Genomic DNA, 19,601 nt, shown 5'->3' on the forward strand with positions numbered 1-19,601 from the left:
GTAGGGTTTAATCAACTACGCTGATTAGAAATGGGTATAGTAAAAATCAAGCCGAAGCTACCATTCCATCTACGCTACTGTTTTGCGCACGATTATCAGCTTTACTTGGCTCACGGCTATCGACAGCTACGCGCTCCAAAATCACAGTTGATGATTTATAAGCTGGGATGTGCGACTCTGGTGCATGAGTATCTAAATCGAATAAATCATTACACTCAGGATAGTAAGCAGCGACTGCATTGGACGCGATATCCATCTCAGTTAAAATGAGTGGACCAAGAGTACGAGCTTGATTACTACTGTCTTGACGCGTCACTATAACGCTATCGCCTTTTTGCCAGCCTAAGCGGCTGATCTCATCAGGATGCATAAAGAGCACATCACGGCGGTTGGTTTGACGATAGCGGTCGTTATAGCCAAAGATCATCGTATTAAACTGATCATGACTGCGCACACTGGTAAACTGCCAAACCTTTTGTTGCTCACTTTGAGAAGGATTAGCTTTCTGCTCAGACGTTGCAGCCCTTTGGGCCATTTGCTCAGCAACATAAGTAATCGGATATTGTGGTACTTCGATTTGAGCTTTACCGCTATCCGTATTCCATACACGATGACGCGCTGGATGATACAAATGAAAACCACGCTCGCTGTCACGAATACGCTGATTAAAGTCCTCAAAACCATCGATAGTCTGCGATACATAATCGCGAACGACATCATAGTCCTCACTCATCGCTTGCCAGTCTATATCGGTTGTAGAGCCCAATACGTGTGTCGCGATATCTGCGATAATCTGCGCTTCAGACTTTAATGTATCGCTAACAGGTTTTATAGTGCCCTTGGTCGCCACAATCTGACACATGGAATCTTCAATAGTGGCAAATTGTTCGCCTTTAGCGGTCACTAAACTTTCAATCCGGCTCAAACAAGGCAGAATAATATTGTTCGTGCCAGGATATAGCATGGTGCCATTAAGTTTGGTACCGACAAAAACATTCAATGCGTTGTTCGTTAGAGCTTGTTGAATGGCACTAGTATTTGGTGCTGCAACTGCAAAGTTACCACCCATACCCATAAAGGCTTTAAGCTTGCCGTCGATTAAAGCTTTTGCCCCAGCGACAACGTCATAACCATCTTCTTGTGGCATCGGACGTTCAAAAACACGCTCAAGACTATCTAATAGCTTTTTCTTAGGGCGTTCATGAATGCCCATGGTCCTATCGCCTTGTACATTAGAGTGCCCGCGAATCGGTGAAGCGCCAGCACCATCAATACCTATCATCCCCATAAGCAGTAGCAAATTGGTAATCATAGCCACATTATCTTCGCCTTGAACGTGCTGAGTAATACCCATGCCCCAAGTACATATCGTCGCTGGACTATTGGCAACCAGTTTTGCTAGTTTGACAATCTCTGCTTGTACGATGCCGCTTCCGCGCTCAATATCCGCCCAAGTTTGCTCGGTTAGCCACTCTTTTAAGGCTTCAAAACCTGAGGTATGCTCTGTAATAAAAGTATGGTTGATTTTGTCATGCTCGACTAGCCATTTAGCCATACCTGTTAATAGAGCTGCATCGCCGCCGATTTGAATTTGGACGACCTCATCAATCATCTCGTCACTTTGACCTGCTGCCATATGCGTGGGTTTTTGCGGATTTCTAAAAGCCTTTAGCCCTTGTTCGCGCATTGGATTAATAGAAATAATTCGACAGCCTTCTTTATGCGCGTGTGCCAGCATCTCAAGCATACGTGGATGATTGGTAGCCGGATTGTGTCCGAATGACAAGAGCAGTTTGGCCTTTTCAAAATCTTCCAACATGACCGTGGCTTTGCCGACACCCAATTGCTTACCCAGCATAACGGATGTGGGCTCATGACACATATTGGAGCAATCAGGCAAATTGTTTGTGCCAAAACAGCGTACAAACAGCTGATACATAAAGGCAGGCTCGTTCGTTACTCGCCCTGAGGTATAAAATAAAGCGTCATCTGGCGAGTCAAGCTTATTCAACTCTTTTGCGATAATCTCATAAGCGGCTTGCCAAGAAATAGGGAGATAGCGATCCTGCGCTGCATCATACCGAAGCGGCTCTGATAAACGACCACTATGCTCAATCTCGTAGCCGTTCCATTTCTGTAGCTCTTTGACTGTATATTTTTCAAAGAATTTGGCATCCGCTTTAGTAGACATGGCTTCACTAGCGATGACTTTGATACCAGTCTCACAGACATCAAGCGTTTTATGAGACTTATGATCAGGCCATGCGCAGCCTGGACAATCAAAACCCGTCTTAGGCTGATTGCTTTTTAGGACACTTAAGCTACCACGCGTAAAGGCTTTGTAATCCATAAGCTTACGAGTGGAGGCAACGAGCGCTGGCCAACCAGCAGCAGGGTGAGAGTAGACAGGAATTTTGCGCATGACAAACCTCATAATAAATGGCAGCAGATAAGCTTTATGTAACAACTATATAATGGCTAACGAAAACTTTGTAGGAGCATTAACTATAGATAACAAAAAACCTTTGAGAAGCATGTATTTGGGTAGTTATCAATAAATATGTTTATAACTCATATAGTCGATTCTAAATAAAACAGATGCATTATATTTCAACGCGGAACTGGTATAAATTTTTCTGGCGTGCTGTGCCTGTGCTTCTCGATGCTGCGTAAAATTCATCCCAGTCTCACTGTATCGTCTTTATATTGAACTCACTATAAAAAGATGAGCGTGTTGAAACTTAAAATACAATTAAGACTTGAGATTTTTAAGGCAATAAAAAACGCCTGCTACTAAACAGGCGTTTTTACTTTTTAATCCAAACTGTTTAGCTGAGTTGTTTAACTCAAAATCAAGCTATCGTCTTCAACCTTTTCACCGCGTGTTTGCTCAAACATATCGAGAAGATCATGGACGGTCATGCCGCGACGAATATCGCCTGCGACATCTAATACCACTTGCCCTTGATGTAGCATAACGGTACGCGTACCATGCGCTAAAGCCTGCTGCATGGAGTGGGTGACCATCATAGTAGTGAGATTATTGTCTGTCACAATCTTATCAGTCAGCTCTAATACAAAAGCAGCCGTCTTAGGATCAAGGGCAGCAGTATGCTCATCTAACAATAAGATCTTAGAAGGCTGTAATGATGCCATCAGCAAACTAACCGCCTGACGTTGTCCACCTGATAACAATCCCATACGGTCAGTTAGACGCTTCTCTAGCCCTAATTTTAGTACAGACAGCTTCTCTCGGAACAAGTCACGGTTGCTTTGGTTCAAAGCAAAATTTAATCCACGTTTACCGCCACGCTTATAGGCGAGTGCCATATTCTCTTCAATAGTCAAGGCCTCACAAGTACCCGCCATCGGATCTTGAAACACGCGAGCAACCCAATGAGCGCGCTGATGAGCAGTTTTTTTGGTGACGTCAATGCCATTTAATAGTATTGAGCCACTATCAACTCGTGTAGTACCACTGACTGCATTCAAAAAAGTTGATTTACCAGCACCATTGGTACCGATAACCGTGACAAACTCGCCATCAGCGATGTTTAAATTGATACCGCGTAGGGCAGGGTTTTCGATAGGCGTGCCTGGGTTAAAAGTTAACCGTAAATCTGTGGCTTGCATCATAATCGTGGTTCCTTGTCATCTCTTTAAGCTAAAAGCTTCTTCAAGCTTGTATGGCTATCTTAGGCATCATCAAGCGCGAACTCTACGAGATAAAAACTTAGTTTTGGCTTTTGGCAATACTAATGCCAATACGACGAGTAAAGCAGTAATCAAGTTCAAGTCTTGTGGACCAAAGCCAATACTACGCAGCGTATCGCTTGATAACGCAACCTGAATAAACAACTTATACAGTACTGCGCCAACGATTACAGCAAAAGTAATGAGCCAAATGCGTTTGGCAGGAATAATGGTCTCACCAATGATCACTGCTGCTAAACCAATGACAATAGTACCGATACCGATAGAGATATCTGCACCGCCTTGCGTCTGTACAAACAGTGCCCCAGCCAAAGCGATCAAACCATTAGAGACTGCCATACCGATAATAGTCATCCAAGAGGTGTTGATACCTTGTGCTTGTGCCATACGAAGGTTGGAGCCAGTCGCACGCATAGACAAACCAGTTTCGGTGCTATAAAACCAATCTAACAGTAGCTTGGCAACCAAGATGACCACGCCAATAATCAGGCAGCGCATCCAATAACCATTGCCATCAGTCACAAGTGAGCTAAATACAGTAGTTTCGCCAAGCAGTGGTAGGTTTGGTGCACCCATAATACGCAGGTTGACAGAATACAAAGCAACCATAACCAAAATACTAGCAAGTAGCTGTAAAATACCTAGCTTGACATGCAACCATGCAGTGACGATACCAGCGACTGACCCTGCCAGCATACCAAAAACACATGCCAGCCATGGATTAATACCAGCGACGATGGAGATACCAGCGACCGCGCCACCTAACGGAAAACTTCCATCAGCGGTTAAGTCAGGAAAATCAAGGGTACGAAACGAGATTAGCACACCAAGTGCTACAAGGCCGTAAATCAGACCACTTTCAAGCGCACCAAAAAAAGCGATTAAAGACATAAGAGATCAGTAAGTCATAACCAAGCGTTTGACGAAACGTATTCTAATGATGGATGTGTAGGATCATGGCATACGCCAGTACTATCTATCCCATCAACATAGGAGTTAATGTTCGCTAAACGTCTAAGTGGTGAATTTAACAGATTAAGCAATCTGCGGTTAGGGTAAATCAAAACATGTCGTAATTGAACATCAAAGCAGACGATAATTTGCGTTGTTCATTATGCATGTTATTATCGCCTGTTTTAGGGTTTTAATTTTAGGCAGACTACAAAGGTGCGCTATTCTACCACTTCTTTTGCTTGGTCAATAACTGCTTGTGATAAGGTAATACCTTGCTCTTCTGCATGTGTTGGACTGACATACAAATCAAGCATTTGCGGTGTATATACAGGAATAGCGCCTGCTGCTTCACCATTTAAGATACGTACTACGATTTTACCAGTCTCGCGGCCAAGATCGTAATAATTCACGCCCAAAGCTGCAACAGCACCGCGCTCAACTGAGCTGGTATCTGAGGCAATTAATGGAATCTTACTCTCTTTTGCGATTTGGTATAATGACTCGTAAGCTGATACTACATTGTTATCGGTTGAGGTATAGATTGTATCGACCTTACCCTCAAGACTACGTGCCGCCATCGCAATATCGTTACTACGCTGAGCTGGCGCTTCATGCACGTTGATACCAAGTGGCGTCAATTTCTCTTTTAAGTTTTTCAAAATGATGGTCGAATTGACTTCACCTGGACTATAGACGTAACCGACGTCTTTAAGGTCCGGTATAATCTGGCGCATTAAGTCAATTTGTGGCTCATAGGGTAAGGCATCTGATGCACCTGTAACGTTAGTGCCAGAGCCATCAAGCTTAGATACTAGTTTGGCTGCTACTGGGTCAGTCACTGCTGAAAATACCATTGGGATACTGCTGGTAGAGGCTGCAACAGACTGAGCAGATGGGGTTGCAATAGCAACGATAACGTCTGGCTCGTCTGCGACAAACTGCTTAGCAATCTGTCCTGCTGTTGCCGTATTGCCCTGTGCGCTTTGGAAGTTGACCGCTAAGTTTTCACCGTCTTTAAAACCCGCGTCATTTAACTCGTCAATGACACCTTTACGCACATCATCAAGTGCTGGGTGCTCGACAATGGCGGTAATAGCGACAGTCTTCATTGCGGTAGCGTCGTCGCTAGTAGCAGCACCATCAGTTGCACTAGTATCTTGTGCTGATTGGTTACAGCCAGTCAAGATAGCAGTACACATACTGCCTAATAACAAGGCTTTACTAAAATTAAAACGACCAAAACGGTTTTGATAAAACATGGGTCTCACTCCTAAAATAATAGTGTGTCCGTACACTATATAAATAATTGACGTGCTGATTGTTATCTTACTACTTTTTATTTGGTATCGACATCAGTATCAGTGTTGATGGCATTTTTGAGTAAATCTGCTGATAAGCTCACTCCTTGCTCAGCTGCATGCTTTGGACTTGCATATAAGGTTAAGGTGTTCATAACCTCAGGCTTAATAGTATCGACCGCTTCGCCATTTAGTACTCGATAAACCATTTTGCCAGTAGTACGGCCAAAATCATAGTCATTTACCCCAAGTGCTGCTGTCGCACCGCGTCTGACACTGAACTCATCTGAAGCAATAATTGGTATATCAAGCTCGTTCGCTGCGCCTGCCATCGCCTCGAATGCAGACACGACATTATTATCTAATGAAGTATAAATGACGTCAGCGCGGCCAGCAAGACTGCGTGTCGCCATGGCAACGTCAGTTGGGCGATTGGCTGTTACATCTAGTATTTTGAGTCCACGTGCTGAGGCGGCCTCCTTAAGCTGATTAAGCACGACTACAGAGTTGACCTCACCTGGGCTATAGACGTAGCCAATGGTTTTTGCATCAGGGACAATTTTTTGAATGTTTTCTAGCTGCGGCTCTATAGGCAATTGGCTGGATAAACCTGTCACGTTGGTTTGAATGGGAACGCCCTTGTCATCGATAAGTTTGGCTGCCACAGGGTCTGAGATAGCAGTATAAACAACTGGAACGGTTTTGGTTGACGCCACGATTGACTGAGCAGATGGCGTTGAGATGGCTACGATGGCATCTGGATTGTCGCCTGCAAACTGCTTAGCGATCTGCCCTGCTGTCGCCGTATTACCTTGCGCACTTTGGAAGTTAACGGTTAAGTTTTGACCTTCGACATAGCCGTTATCTGCCAACTCATCGATAATGCCGCGACGCATCTCATCTAGTGATGGATGTTCGACGATTTGAGTGATGGCTAATGTCTTGGCAGGCTTGTCAGCATCAGCTCCTGGACTTTCATTGGTCGCTGTTGCAGTATCAGTGGAGTTTGAGCAGCCCATCAATCCAAGGACAGTGCTGATAGCAGCACCATATAGGCTTAAGCGTAAGGTAGAAGCAATAGTCATTATTAGATTAACTCATAAGTTGTATCAATTCCAAAAACCAGATTCATCAAGCCTAATTATGTAGTGCTTGCACTCGTCTTCGTTATATTTGATCTTTAAGATATTATTGGAAAATGCAGGTTAGCCAGTTCGATGCTATATTGATATCAAGATAGCAGGCTAACAACAGAGCAATCGTTCCGTCGATCGTTATGTTCATATTATGACAGTAATGTAAGTTATCGCAATAAAAAATTAAAGCGTATTCGTCATAGGTGTTATTAAACAATGCTGTGGTACTTTTATAGAGCAATATAAAGCGATTTTTAGTCGCTATACTATAAAAAAACCATAAAAAAAGATGCCAATAGTGACATCTTTTTTATTGTCTGACATTGTACTTAAAACTTACGCTAAGGTATCGCCAACGACACAGTCATCAGGCAAAGTAACGACCGTTAGCCCGGTCTTTGGATCGCCAGTCGATAACACCATGCCTTCTGAGACACCAAACTTCATCTTTCGCGGGGCAAGATTGGTCACACAAATCACCTTTTTATCAGCCAGTTGCTCAGGCTCATAAAACTTACGAATGCCACTAAACACATTGCGCGGTTTGTCTTCGCCGACATCTAAGGTAAATTGTAGTAGCTTGTCCGCGCCTTCGACGTGATTGCACTCTAAAACATGTGCCACTTTCATCTCAACTTTGGCAAAATCTTCGATGCCGATATAATCCCCTTGCTCAGTATCAGTCTTGGCTGCCTGCGTGTTTTTGTCTGCTTTGCTGTCACAGTTGACATCTGTATCGTTAGCAACTGGTATAGCGGCTTGAGCCAAAGATTCCTTTGATGCCTCAACCATCGCCTCGATATCTTTTTCTTCGATACGCTGCATTAAAGGTTTAAATTTATTGATTTTGTGACCCAGTAGCCATTCATTGCGGCTGGCAAAGCTTAAGTCTTCAATATTCAAAAACGTTTTGGCATTGGCCGTCAGCTCAGGTAATACTGGCGCAAGATATACCATTAATTGACGGAAGATGTTAATCGCCACCGAGCAGACGTCCTGAACTTCTTGCTCAGTGCCCTCGATCTTGGCAAGTGACCAAGGTTTCTTTTCGTCGATATACTCATTGGCTTTATCCGCACATTGCATAATCAAACGCATGGCACGTGAAAATTCACGATTCTCATAAGCGGCAGCAATTTCATCACCGGTTTTGGTGATATCTTCTAGCAACGTTGACTCTACGCAAACGTCCGACAGCATCCCGTCATATTTTTTAACAATAAAGCCGGCACTGCGACTGGCAATATTAACCACTTTACCCACCAAGTCAGAGTTGACCTTTTGCATAAAGTCTTCTAAATCAAGGTTGATGTCCTCGACTTTATCAGACAATTTACTGGCAAAGTAGTAACGCAAATACTCAGGATGTAAGTGCTCAGCGTAAGTTTCGGCTTTGATAAAGGTGCCGCGTGACTTACTCATTTTTTCGCCATTGACCATTAAGAAGCCGTGGGCAAAAACGCCGGTTGGGGTACGGAACTCGCTGCCGGCTAGCATAGCTGGCCAAAACAAAGCATGGAAATACACGATATCTTTACCGATAAAATGGTAAACCTCAGTTTTGTGCTCGTTCTCTTGCGCCCAGTAACGATCAAAATCAAGCGCTTGCTCTGTACCTTCACGCTTATCGCATAGGTTTTTAAAGCTCGCCATGTAGCCGACTGGCGCATCTAGCCATACATAAAAGTATTTGTCCGGCTCGACGCTTGGCGTATCTGGGATTTGGAAACCAAAGTAGGGCGCATCACGTGAGATATCCCAACTGGCAAGCCCAGCTTCGAACCACTCTTGGAGTTTGTTGGCGACCGATACTTGCAGGCGATTATCACTACGCGTCCAATCTTTTAAAAACTGCTCAAATTCTGGCAAGTCAAAGAAATAATGCTTTGAGGTTTTTAGCACAGGTGTGGCATTAGACAACGTCGAGTATGGATTTTTGAGATCTGTCGCGTCATAAGTCGTGCCGCATACTTCACAGTTATCACCATATTGATCCAGCGCACCGCACTCAGAGCATTCTCCTTTGACAAATCGATCGGCCAAAAATAACTGCTTTTCAGGATCAAATAACTGTTCAACGTCTTTTGTACTGATATGCCCTGCGCTATTAAGTCGGCGATAAATCAGCTCAGAGAAATGTTTGTTTTCTTCTGAATGAGTGGTGTGATAATTGTCAAAGTTAATCAAAAACTTAGCAAAGTCCGCTTCATGCGAGGCTTTAACTGAGGCAATCTGCTCCTCTGGCGTGATGCCATTGGCTTCAGCTTTTAGCATGATTGCCGTACCATGTGCGTCATCCGCGCAGACATACGTAACCTGATGGCCTTGTGCCTTCATCGCACGCGCCCAAATGTCGGTCTGAATATATTCTACAAGATGCCCCAAATGGATATAGCCATTGGCGTAGGGCAGCGCACTTGTTACTAAAATCTCACGCACTTTTGTCACCTATACTTTTATATAAACGGGTTAGTTATCATCATCGCACGCTATTTATGGCGGGCGGACGCGATGTTATCAATGGTAAAGCTTTTAAAAAAGGAAAAATTTAAAAAGTGTGCCTATGATACCGTAATTCGACCAAATTTGTGACAATCCTCGGTAATTAATCACGTTAAAAAACCCACCAAGTAAAGTACGAAGTGGGTTTTTATGCACATATTAATATAGATTTGTTTAGAAAGAACCAAACATCGTACCTAAGATAATGATAGAGGTAACAGCGATTAACGGAATCACCATGGTGACCATGGCAAGGTTTAAATATGACTGTTTATGGGTCAAGCCGCAAATAGCAAATAACGTGATGACAGCGCCACTATGGGGCAAAGTATCAAGACCGCCTGCTGCCATAACTGCTACACGGTGCATAAGCTCTGGATCAATTCCAGCTTCTACCGCCATTCTTAAATAGTCGTCACCGAGCGTCGACAGTGCGATACTTAAGCCACCAGATGATGAGCCTGTAATACCAGCAAGCGTGGTCATCGCCACGGCTTCTGAGATAAGCGGGTTATTAGGGCTTAGATTTAAGATATTGTCACGAATGATAAGAAAACCTGCCAATGATGCAATCACCGCACCGTAGCCAACTTCTGATGCCGTATTAAAAATCGGCAACATCGAATCGTAAGTACCACGGTTGATGGTTTTTTGTAGGTTATTCCAATGACCAATACGCAATACGATCAAAACTATACAGGCTACAACTAACGAGATAATAATTGACCAAAGACCAAGTGAACCATCGATATTTAAGCCTGGAAACTGGGCTTGTAAGCCGCTAAAGTCTAACGACGGAAAAACAGCATAAGTAAGTAATGCGTTTAGAGCGATGACCAATACCAGCGGAATCATGGCGATGGCAAACGAGGTTTGATGCGTGTTGTGCATGGCGCTTGATGTTGCTAGATTGCTTTTAGCGATGTTGTTTTGTGCAGTATTGTTTGTCGTGTCACCTGCAGGCTCTTTTATAGCATCGATACCACCGACGCCCACGTCATCATCATGCTGACCATAGCCTTCACCTGCAGCATTGGCTTTGCGAGCTCGCGACTGCAACCATAACCACCCACCAATGAACATGATCGTACCGCCAATAATACCTAAGATAGGCGCTGCAAAGACGTTGGTATTATAATAAGGAATCGGAATAGCATTCTGAATCGCTGGCGTGCCTGGCAATGCCGTCATTGTAAAGGTAAATGAGCCTAACGCAATCGCTGCTGGAATCAAGCGCTTAGGAATATCAGCGGCTTTGAATAAGTCTTTGGCGATTGGATAGATAGCAAACGCTACGACAAATAACGAGACACCACCATAGGTTAAGATAGCACAAACCAAAATAACGGCTAAAATGGCTTTACTGGCACCGAGCTTTTCGACCACGGTATTGGCAATCGCTGTCGCCGCGCCAGAGTCTGCCATCAATCGTCCAAACAGCGCACCCAATAAGAAGATAGGGAAGAATTTAAGCAAAAAACCACTTAATGCTCCCATAAACACATCGGTATAGGCGGGAATACTACTTAAAAAATCACCTGATAAAAAGACCGCTAACGTCGCCATAATCGGCGCTAGGATGAGCACCGAATAACCGCGATAAGCGAAAAACATTAATAAAAATAAAGTAATAATGATAGCAAATGTGCTAAACATGACTGCCCTCCTTGGCAAAATTCAGTCAGCGATTATGCAGGGCATATGAATGTAGGTCAATAAAATTAATCAAAATAAGCAATATATAATCTTATATTAAACATAAATCTACATTGATAACATATTGGCTTACCATATACTGAGCTACTATGCTGACTGGTACACTCTTAACGTTATTATCTAGTCGCTGCAAGGATAATGTGTTAAGTTATTATAAAAATTGCATATGATATATCGATATAAAACGTATTAACATAACTATTTGCATATTTGGAAATTCTGTATATTTGGCAATGCAGATAAGCTATCATATTTGTGAAGTGCTTTTGCTAAGCAAGATTTCATTGACAAAAGACTCAAACAACAAACATTGAATCGACAAGGAATGTGGATATGTTTAATGCCATAACAAACGCCAGTGTACAACTGGTTAACCGTTATTTGCCATCTCCGTTCGTATTCTCAATTATTTTAACGCTCATTGCCTTTGTTGTTGGTCTTGCCGTTACTGGTCAGGATATGATCGCTATGGCTGGGCATTGGGGTAATGGATTATGGTCGCTACATAGCTTTGCCATGCAAATGGCCCTCATATTAGTGACAGGCTATGCGTTCGCTAGTGCACCCTTCATTCAGCGTTTACTGGATAATATTGCCAGCCGTATTCATTCTCCTTCGACCGCTATCATAGTATCGACCTTAGTGGGTTTGGTTGGTTCATGGATAAACTGGGGATTTGGTCTCATTATTGGTGCTATTTTTGCCAAGTCACTTGCCAAAAAAGTCGCTAATGTAGATTATCCCTTATTGGTAGCCGCAGCATATTCAGGGTTTGTTATCTGGCATGGCGGCTTTTCAGGATCGATACCGCTAACACTAAGCTCAGGCGGTGATACTTTACTCACGCTATCGGGCAATGTCATGACCGAAGCGGTGCCTTTATCACAGACAATATTTGCTGGTTATAATTTGCTTATTGTTGGTTTGTTAGTTGTAATATTACCTCTGTTAAACCGTTTTATGCATCCAAAAACCCCTACTGTTATCGACCCCAAGCTTATTAAAAAAGAAGCTTACGTGTCGCCTCGCCGAGATACTCCAGCACAAATGTTAGATGACAGCCGTATTGTCGCCGTGATTCTGCTGGCGTTAGCTTTGATGTACTATATTAGTGAGTTTGGTAGCAATGGTTTTAATTTAGGGCTCAATATAGTTATTGGGCTATTCTTGTTTGTCGGCTTGTTATCGCATGGCACGCTTGAGCGTTACTATCGTGCAGTAAACTCAGGTATAGGCGGTATCACCGGGATTGTATTATTGTTTCCGTTTTACGGTGGCATTATGGGGATCATGACGGGAGCAAATGCTGATGGTATCTCTATTAGTACGCAAGTGACCGAATTCTTTGTCAATTCGGCGTCGGCAGACAGCTTTCCTATTTTTGCATTTTTAAGCGCAGGCTTAGTTAACGTCTTTGTGCCATCGGGCGGTGGTCAGTTTGCTGTGCAAGGGCCTGTCATGATACCTGCTGGCGTTGAGCTTGGTGTTAATCCAGCAGTGACAGCGATGGCGGTAGCTTGGGGCGATGCATGGACCAATATGATTCAGCCATTTTGGGCATTACCATTATTGGGTATTGCAGGCTTAGATGCTCGAGCTATCATGGGTTATTGCCTCATAGTGCTTTCCGTATCAGGGGCAGTTATTATGGGTGTATTTTGGTTGGTGGTATAACTGGAATGACATATCAGCATGTAAAAAATGTAAAGACTAACAAAATTAATAGGGTCAGTTAAAAGTAATACTAGAACGGATACGTAATGAATATAAATCAACTAACAGATAATTATAGGAGTCAACCATGAGTCAATCAAAGGTATATAGTAGTGCAGAAGAGGCGTTAAAAGGTGTTGTCAGTGACGGCCAAACTCTTGCTATCGGTGGTTTCGGTCTGTGCGGCATCCCTGAGGCGTTAATCGAAGCATTGCGTGATAGCGGCGTTAAAGACTTAACCTGTATCAGCAATAATGCGGGTGTTGATGACTTTGGCTTAGGACTACTATTGCAAACTCGTCAGATCAAAAAAATGATCTCATCCTATGTCGGTGAAAACAAAGAGTTTGAGCGTCAATACTTAGCGGGCGAATTAGAAGTTGAGCTGACCCCGCAAGGTACATTGGCTGAAAAGCTACGTTCGGGTGGCGCGGGTATTCCTGCCTTTTATACTGCAACTGGCGTTGGTACACTTGTCGCAGAAGGTAAAGAGACGCGTGATTTTGATGGTCGCACATATGTACTTGAGCATACATTGCGTGCTGATGTGGCGCTAATTAAAGCGCAAAAAGCAGATAAGTCAGGCAACTTGATATTCAACAAAACCGCCCGTAACTTCAATCCAGACTGTGCAATGGCTGGCAAAATTACTATCGTCGAAGTAGAAGAAATCGTAGAGACTGGCACGTTCGATCCTGACGAAGTGCATCTGCCTGGCATCTTTGTGCAGCGTATCGTATTGAACAGCAACCCTGAAAAGCGTATCGAAAAAACGACAACTAAGGCAGTTGAAGGCGCTTAGAGAGAAGTTTTATTGAAATATTTAAAAGATAAAATTAATAATAGAGTATTGTGAAAAAATAAGGAAAGTAACATGGCATGGACAAGAGAACAGATGGCACAGCGTGCTGCAAAAGAATTACAAGATGGTTATTATGTGAACCTAGGGATTGGTCTGCCAACCCTAGTGGCCAACTATATCCCTGAAGGTATGGACGTTTGGCTACAATCAGAAAACGGCCTATTAGGTATTGGTGAGTTTCCAACTGCTGAAAATGTCGATGCTGACTTGATTAATGCGGGTAAACAAACAGTAACCGCAGAGCCGGGTGCCAGTTATTTTGGTAGTTCGGAGTCATTTGCTATGATTCGTGGCGGTCATGTCAATCTGGCAATATTGGGCGCGATGGAAGTCTCAGAGCAGGGCGATCTTGCCAACTGGATGATACCCAAAAAAATGGTCAAAGGTATGGGCGGTGCCATGGATTTGGTTGCTGGCGTGCAGCGTGTGATTGTACTGATGGAACAAGTGAACAAACATGGCGATCCAAAAATCCTTGCCAATTGCGAGCTGCCATTAACGGGTAAAGGAGTAGTAGATCGTATTATTACCGAGCTTGCGGTGTTAGATGTCACTGATAATGGCTTAAAGCTGGTCGAACTGGCAGACGGTGTGAGCTTTGATGAGCTGCAAGAAAAGACGCCAGTGAGTATTGCTCAGTAATTATGGTGCATAAATATATCTAGCACAGGCATTCAAAAAAGCTATTCAATAAAGGAATATAGAATATGGCGACCGAATTACAGCAAGATCTGACAGGAAAGGTAGCATTAGTCACAGGCTCTGCAAGTGGTATTGGACGCGATATCGCTGAGACTTATGCCAAAGCAGGGGCAGCGGTTGGTATTGCAGACATTAATCTTGAAGCGGCGCAGCAAACGGTTGATGCCATTGAAGCGGCTGGCGGACGTGCTCTTGCGATTGCTATGGATGTCACCTCAGAAGATGCCGTAAATGATGGGATACAACAGCTAGTCGACACCTTTGGTGGTATTGATATTCTTGTCTCTAATGCCGGTATTCAGATCATTGATCCGATTAGTAAAATGGCATTTGACGATTGGAAAAAAATGCTGGCCATTCATTTGGACGGGGCGTTTTTGACTACCAAAGCTGCTGTACAACATATGTATAAAGACGATAAAGGTGGTACAGTCATTTATATGGGCTCAGTACACTCGCACGAAGCCTCACTTTACAAAGCGCCCTATGTGACTGCAAAGCATGGGCTACTTGGACTATGCCGTGTACTAGCTAAAGAGGGCGCAGCTCATAACGTACGCTCGCACGTGGTTTGTCCAGGATTTGTAAAAACGCCATTGGTAGAAAAACAGATCCCTGAACAAGCGGCCGAAAAAGGCATCAGTGAAGAGGAAGTTATTAATGATATTATGCTAGTCAGTACTGTTGACAAAGAATTTACTACTGTTGATGATATTGCCCAATTAGCGCTATTTTTAGCAGCGTTCCCAAGTAATGTGTTTACGGGACAATCTATCGTAGCCAGTCATGGTTGGTTTATGAACTAACGGGTTTGATTGGCGGTGTATTTGTTCACTTGCTAATGACAGATCAATCGACTAGCATCTTGTTTGCATAATTTGGAGCCAATTAAATTGGCTCTTTTTTTATTAGTGCTGTTATCAACATAGGTTGCGCGGAGTAAGGGTATGAACCATGAAGCCTTGGCATTATCATTGAGTATAGCTGCTGAACAACAGCAGTTTAGACACGCGGTGCTCCAGGTGCAGGACTTGCGACCTATCGATATCGCTGATGTGCTTGCACTTATGGAGTCTAAACTTGCTTGGCAATTGTTAAAGCGCTTATCTAATCGTTCTACCATTTTTTCTTACCTAGAGCCTGATGCTCAAGTTGCTATGGCGCATGAGTTTCCTCGGAATGTCATGGCGATATTGGTAGGGGAGATGCCTGCGGATGAACGCACTGACTTATACAAACATTTAAACCAAGATCAACGTGATGCTTTACTTCCAGCGTTAGCACAGGCGCAACGTGAAGATATTCGCAAACTAGCAGCCTATGAAGAGCGCACTGCTGGTGCTTTGATGACGTCAGATTATGCAACTTTAACGGCTCAAATGACGGTTAACGAAGCTTTAGATACGCTACGTTTGGAAGCGCCTGATGCCGAGACCATCTATCATGCTTATGTGATTGACGGTGAACGCAAGTTGTTGGGCGTTGTGTCATTAAGAGTGTTGATTTTGGCGTCACCTAATCAGGCTATTGCAGACATAATGATGAGTACTGTGGTGTCTTGCCATGTCTATGACGATCAAGAAACGGTCGCTAAAACCATCGCACGTTATGACTTGATTGCTTTGCCAATTATTGATAATAATGGCGCTTTGGTAGGCATTGTCACCCACGATGATGCGATGGACGTCGCAAGTGACGAAGCCACTGATGACTTTCATAAGTCAGGTGGTGTCTCGACTATGGTAGGCAAGCTAAAAGACGTTAGCATTCGGGTACTGTATCGTAAGCGTGTGTTTTGGTTGGTGTTCTTAGTATTTGGAAACTTACTATCAGGATTGAGCATCTCGAATTTTGAAGAGGTCATTGCGGCCAATCTGGTACTGGTGTTTTTCTTACCATTACTGGTTGATAGCGGTGGTAACGCAGGGTCTCAGTCTGCAACCTTGATGGTGCGTGCTTTAGCGACTGGTGATGTAGTCATGCGTGACTGGTTTTCACTATTGGCCCGAGAAGCTTTGGTTGCGCTTATGCTTGGTGCCACGATGGCAGTTGCTATCTCCATTATTGGTTACGTGCGCGGCGATGCTGTAGTCTCTTTGGTGCTTGCGCTGAGTATGATGTCCGTAGTTATGATTGGCTGCGTGATAGGTATGAGTCTTCCTTTTGTGCTTAATAAATTAGGCTTTGACCCTGCCACCGCTAGTGCGCCCTTGATTACCTCAGTATGTGATGCTTCAGGCGTACTGATTTATCTATTTATTGCTGCGCAATTTTTAGCTATTTAGCAAGGTAAGCACAGATACTACAAACATCGTTACCAATTATTGGAAGCAAATGGCAAGATAGATGAACCGCTCAAGGCTTCGTTCTATTAGCGTTGTGGTTTTTTTATACTTGTAATTGAGCTACACTGTCACGATAAAAGGTTTGGCTAAAAAGCTCATGGACTATATGATTTGCCATATTTACGGCAGTATTAACTGAGTTTTTTACCATGTCCACCCACTTTTATAGGCGGTAATAGCAGCTATGTTTAACTTTATAAAAAAAATAACGTCAGAAAAACCTGAGACCCCCGAGCAGCAGGCAGAACGTGATAGTGCAGTAGACAGAGTGTTGCTGGGTTATGAAGTAGGTACTGTCAGCATTGCTACTATGATAACAGGGCTTGAGCGCGACGGTGATCAGCTCACCTTAGACTTACGTCTACCAGCAGATAGCGATCCTGAACTGATTCAACAAGAGCTTAGACAACGCCTGCACCCGCACGGTATCAAAACCATTCATATGAATGTCCGTCTGCCTGCATCAGCTAAAGGTGCCGGAGCAAATTTACCAAAACAGATGCCAAAGACAACAGATGCAATGGCTAAGCAAGATAAGCCAAGCGAGCAGGCAAATACAGACAGCGAACCACCAATAACGAAAGCTGCACCGACACAAGCCTCACTAGCAGCACATCCACGTATTCGCCATATTATCGTGGTAGCGTCAGGCAAGGGCGGCGTCGGTAAATCTACCACTACTGTTAATATTGCTTTGGCTTTACAAAAGCTTGGCAACCGTGTTGGCGTACTTGATGCCGATATCTATGGCCCTAGTATGCCAACGATGCTAGGCGTTGCTGATGTAAAGCCGCAATTGGAAAACGAGCAGTTCGTTCCAGTTGATGCGCATGGTTTAGCGATGCTATCTATAGGCAGTTTGCTTGATAGTGACAATACGCCCGTCGCTTGGCGTGGACCAAAAGCCACTGGTGCGCTCATGCAGCTATACAACCAAACCAACTGGCCGCAGCTTGACTATTTGGTCATTGATATGCCACCAGGCACGGGTGATATTCAACTGACGCTTGCACAGCGTATTCCAGTGACTGGTGCAGTGATTGTGACGACGCCGCAGCATATCGCCTTACTCGACGCGCAAAAAGGCGTTGAGATGTTTAACAAAACCAATATTCCAGTACTTGGTGTGGTGGAAAACATGGCATTGCATACGTGTAGCAACTGTCATCATACCGAAGCTATCTTTGGTATTGGTGGCGGTGAGCTTATCGCTGAGCAATATCACGTGCCCTTATTGGGTCAGCTGCCACTTGCCAGCGGTATTCGTGCGCAAGTAGATAAAGGTGAACCAAGCGTTTTGGCTAATGATGAGTTTGCATCTTATTATCTAAACGTTGCTGAGAATATCGAAGCCAATATTAATAAGTTTGCTAAGCCTGTCGATGATAAGCGTATTTTTTAATCGACAACTAAGTTAGGTAAGATTAAAAAAGTCAGCTTAAGCAATTTTATGATTACTCTATAAATTGACCTATCAATTCCGTATAATCGTCGCTATTAAAAATTTTGAGGAATAACAATGTCTATCAAGTCCGACCGCTGGATTCGTAAAATGGCCGAAGAGCATGGCATGATTGAGCCATATGAGGCGGGTCAAGTACGCTTTAATGATGCAGGCGAGCGTCTGGTTAGCTACGGTACTTCAAGCTATGGTTATGACGTGCGCTGTGCACCTGAATTTAAGGTTTTTACTAACGTCCATTCAGTAGTCGTTGACCCTAAGAACTTTGATGAAAAAAGCTTTATCGATATCGTTGGTGATGAGTGTATTATTCCGCCAAACTCTTTTGCATTGGCACGTACGATGGAGTATTTCCGTATTCCACGTGATGTATTGACTATCTGTCTTGGTAAATCGACTTATGCGCGATGCGGTATTATCGTCAATGTGACGCCGCTTGAGCCTGAGTGGGAAGGGCACGTGACTTTAGAATTTAGTAATACCACCAATTTACCTGCACGTATTTATGCGGGTGAAGGTGTGGCACAAATGCTGTTCTTCCAAAGTGATGCGGATGACGTCTGCGAGACCAGCTATAAAGATCGTGGCGGCAAGTATCAGGGTCAACGCGGTGTTACGTTACCAAGGACATAATTGGGCTCGCAAATCTTTGAATAGGCAATAAAAAAGCTGGGCGTATTTAATACGTCCAGCTTTTTTTATGTTGTTACTTACTACTTTAAGACTTTTAAACCTGCTTTGTTATCGCGTTTCGTCTTAGATTCGGTAGTCGTGCTCTTTTTGGGGGCTGCTAAAGAATCCTCTTCAGGATCATAGTTGTCGTATTCGCTTGGGTCAAAAAACATACCTTGTGAGTTTTCTTTGGCATAGATACCCATGACGGCAGGTAGTGGCACCCAAATCTCTTGCGATACTCCGCCAAAACGTGCACTAAAGTGAATATAATCATTCTCCATACTCATATTACCAGTAGCGCGGCTAGCGATATTAAGCACGATACGGCCATCCTGTACGTGTTCGGTTGGTATTTGCACGTTTTTGGCAGTGGCATCAACCATTAAATATGGTGTCAGGGCGTTGTCCTCTATCCATTGATATAGCGCACGCACCATATAGGGACGAGTTGGGGTAATAGACGTGGTTTCGCTCATCTGATGGTTTCCTATATTTTTTGGTTTTTGATTAATAAAGTAATTT

The 19,601-nt window shown here is 43.7% G+C and carries 14 protein-coding genes and 1 pseudogene; 7 read left to right on the forward strand and 8 right to left on the reverse strand.

Annotated elements, in window-relative coordinates; all coding sequences use genetic code 11:
* Window positions 1-46: 46 nt before the first annotated feature.
* The 7 genes from BTV98_RS02720 to BTV98_RS02750 form a co-directional block, all read right to left on the reverse strand.
* Window positions 47-2,422 carry an FdhF/YdeP family oxidoreductase gene (locus BTV98_RS02720; RefSeq protein ID WP_058369422.1) on the reverse strand — a complete coding sequence of 792 codons (2,376 nt, stop codon included), beginning with the start codon at window positions 2,420-2,422 and terminating at the stop codon, window positions 47-49.
* Window positions 2,423-2,841: 419 nt separating this feature from the next.
* Window positions 2,842-3,636 (reverse strand): ABC transporter ATP-binding protein, encoded by a 795-nt coding sequence (locus BTV98_RS02725; protein WP_058369424.1) that lies wholly within the window; start codon window positions 3,634-3,636, stop codon window positions 2,842-2,844.
* 69 nt (window positions 3,637-3,705) lie between these two features.
* Entirely contained in the window at window positions 3,706-4,605 is a 900-nt protein-coding gene (locus tag BTV98_RS02730) for an ABC transporter permease (protein ID WP_058369425.1), read from the reverse strand.
* Between the two features lie 281 nt (window positions 4,606-4,886).
* Window positions 4,887-5,927, reverse strand: a complete 1,041-nt coding sequence (locus tag BTV98_RS02735; RefSeq protein ID WP_058369426.1) for an ABC transporter substrate-binding protein — start codon at window positions 5,925-5,927, stop codon at window positions 4,887-4,889.
* A 77-nt stretch (window positions 5,928-6,004) separates the two neighbouring features.
* Complete coding sequence (locus tag BTV98_RS02740; RefSeq protein ID WP_058369427.1) at window positions 6,005-7,051, reverse strand: ABC transporter substrate-binding protein; 1,047 nt, start codon at window positions 7,049-7,051, stop codon at window positions 6,005-6,007.
* Between the two features lie 387 nt (window positions 7,052-7,438).
* Window positions 7,439-9,541 (reverse strand): methionine--tRNA ligase, encoded by a 2,103-nt coding sequence (gene metG, locus BTV98_RS02745; RefSeq protein WP_256713821.1) that lies wholly within the window; start codon window positions 9,539-9,541, stop codon window positions 7,439-7,441.
* A gap of 237 nt (window positions 9,542-9,778) precedes the next feature.
* A complete protein-coding gene (locus tag BTV98_RS02750) occupies window positions 9,779-11,260 on the reverse strand; it encodes a GntP family permease (RefSeq protein WP_058369429.1) in 1,482 nt (493 codons plus the stop codon).
* Between the two features lie 393 nt (window positions 11,261-11,653).
* Here BTV98_RS02750 and BTV98_RS02755 point away from each other — a divergent pair, with 393 nt between their 5' ends.
* From BTV98_RS02755 to dcd, 7 genes and pseudogenes are all read left to right on the forward strand, one after another.
* A complete protein-coding gene (locus BTV98_RS02755; RefSeq protein WP_075102846.1) occupies window positions 11,654-12,994 on the forward strand; it encodes a short-chain fatty acid transporter in 1,341 nt (446 codons plus the stop codon).
* 127 nt (window positions 12,995-13,121) lie between these two features.
* Entirely contained in the window at window positions 13,122-13,835 is a 714-nt protein-coding gene (locus tag BTV98_RS02760; RefSeq protein ID WP_058369430.1) for a CoA transferase subunit A, read from the forward strand.
* Window positions 13,836-13,907: 72 nt separating this feature from the next.
* Window positions 13,908-14,537: a CoA transferase subunit B gene (locus BTV98_RS02765; protein WP_058369431.1), complete on the forward strand. Its 630-nt coding sequence runs from the start codon at window positions 13,908-13,910 to the stop codon at window positions 14,535-14,537.
* A gap of 65 nt (window positions 14,538-14,602) precedes the next feature.
* Window positions 14,603-15,403 carry a 3-hydroxybutyrate dehydrogenase gene (locus BTV98_RS02770; RefSeq protein WP_058369432.1) on the forward strand — a complete coding sequence of 267 codons (801 nt, stop codon included), beginning with the start codon at window positions 14,603-14,605 and terminating at the stop codon, window positions 15,401-15,403.
* Between the two features lie 141 nt (window positions 15,404-15,544).
* Entirely contained in the window at window positions 15,545-16,882 is a 1,338-nt protein-coding gene (gene mgtE, locus BTV98_RS02775) for a magnesium transporter (protein ID WP_058369433.1), read from the forward strand.
* Between the two features lie 628 nt (window positions 16,883-17,510).
* Window positions 17,511-18,344, forward strand: a pseudogene (gene apbC, locus BTV98_RS02780) (iron-sulfur cluster carrier protein ApbC); the annotation flags it as partial.
* Between the two features lie 117 nt (window positions 18,345-18,461).
* Entirely contained in the window at window positions 18,462-19,037 is a 576-nt protein-coding gene (dcd, locus tag BTV98_RS02785) for a dCTP deaminase (RefSeq protein WP_058369435.1), read from the forward strand.
* A gap of 80 nt (window positions 19,038-19,117) precedes the next feature.
* On the opposite strand, the gene BTV98_RS02790 is transcribed toward dcd, so the two are convergent.
* Window positions 19,118-19,555: a ClpXP protease specificity-enhancing factor gene (locus tag BTV98_RS02790; RefSeq protein ID WP_058369436.1), complete on the reverse strand. Its 438-nt coding sequence runs from the start codon at window positions 19,553-19,555 to the stop codon at window positions 19,118-19,120.
* Between the last annotated feature and the right edge of the window lie 46 nt (window positions 19,556-19,601).

This window comes from Psychrobacter sp. Cmf 22.2 (assembly GCF_001921745.1).
In the GTDB taxonomy this organism is placed as follows: Bacteria; Pseudomonadota; Gammaproteobacteria; order Pseudomonadales; family Moraxellaceae; genus Psychrobacter.

Bases quoted from the DNA above. Each gene is read 5' to 3' on its own strand.
- BTV98_RS02765 (WP_058369431.1), top strand. From the start codon at position 13,908: ATGGCATGGACAAGAGAACAGATGGCACAGCGTGCTGCAAAAGAATTA.
- BTV98_RS02740 (WP_058369427.1), bottom strand. From the start codon at position 7,051: ATGACTATTGCTTCTACCTTACGCTTAAGCCTATATGGTGCTGCTATC.
- BTV98_RS02755 (WP_075102846.1), top strand. From the start codon at position 11,654: ATGTTTAATGCCATAACAAACGCCAGTGTACAACTGGTTAACCGTTAT.
- BTV98_RS02730 (WP_058369425.1), bottom strand. From the start codon at position 4,605: ATGTCTTTAATCGCTTTTTTTGGTGCGCTTGAAAGTGGTCTGATTTAC.
- dcd (WP_058369435.1), top strand. From the start codon at position 18,462: ATGTCTATCAAGTCCGACCGCTGGATTCGTAAAATGGCCGAAGAGCAT.
- BTV98_RS02735 (WP_058369426.1), bottom strand. From the start codon at position 5,927: ATGTTTTATCAAAACCGTTTTGGTCGTTTTAATTTTAGTAAAGCCTTG.
- BTV98_RS02790 (WP_058369436.1), bottom strand. From the start codon at position 19,555: ATGAGCGAAACCACGTCTATTACCCCAACTCGTCCCTATATGGTGCGT.
- BTV98_RS02770 (WP_058369432.1), top strand. From the start codon at position 14,603: ATGGCGACCGAATTACAGCAAGATCTGACAGGAAAGGTAGCATTAGTC.
- BTV98_RS02760 (WP_058369430.1), top strand. From the start codon at position 13,122: ATGAGTCAATCAAAGGTATATAGTAGTGCAGAAGAGGCGTTAAAAGGT.
- BTV98_RS02750 (WP_058369429.1), bottom strand. From the start codon at position 11,260: ATGTTTAGCACATTTGCTATCATTATTACTTTATTTTTATTAATGTTT.
- BTV98_RS02725 (WP_058369424.1), bottom strand. From the start codon at position 3,636: ATGATGCAAGCCACAGATTTACGGTTAACTTTTAACCCAGGCACGCCT.
- BTV98_RS02720 (WP_058369422.1), bottom strand. From the start codon at position 2,422: ATGCGCAAAATTCCTGTCTACTCTCACCCTGCTGCTGGTTGGCCAGCG.
- mgtE (WP_058369433.1), top strand. From the start codon at position 15,545: ATGAACCATGAAGCCTTGGCATTATCATTGAGTATAGCTGCTGAACAA.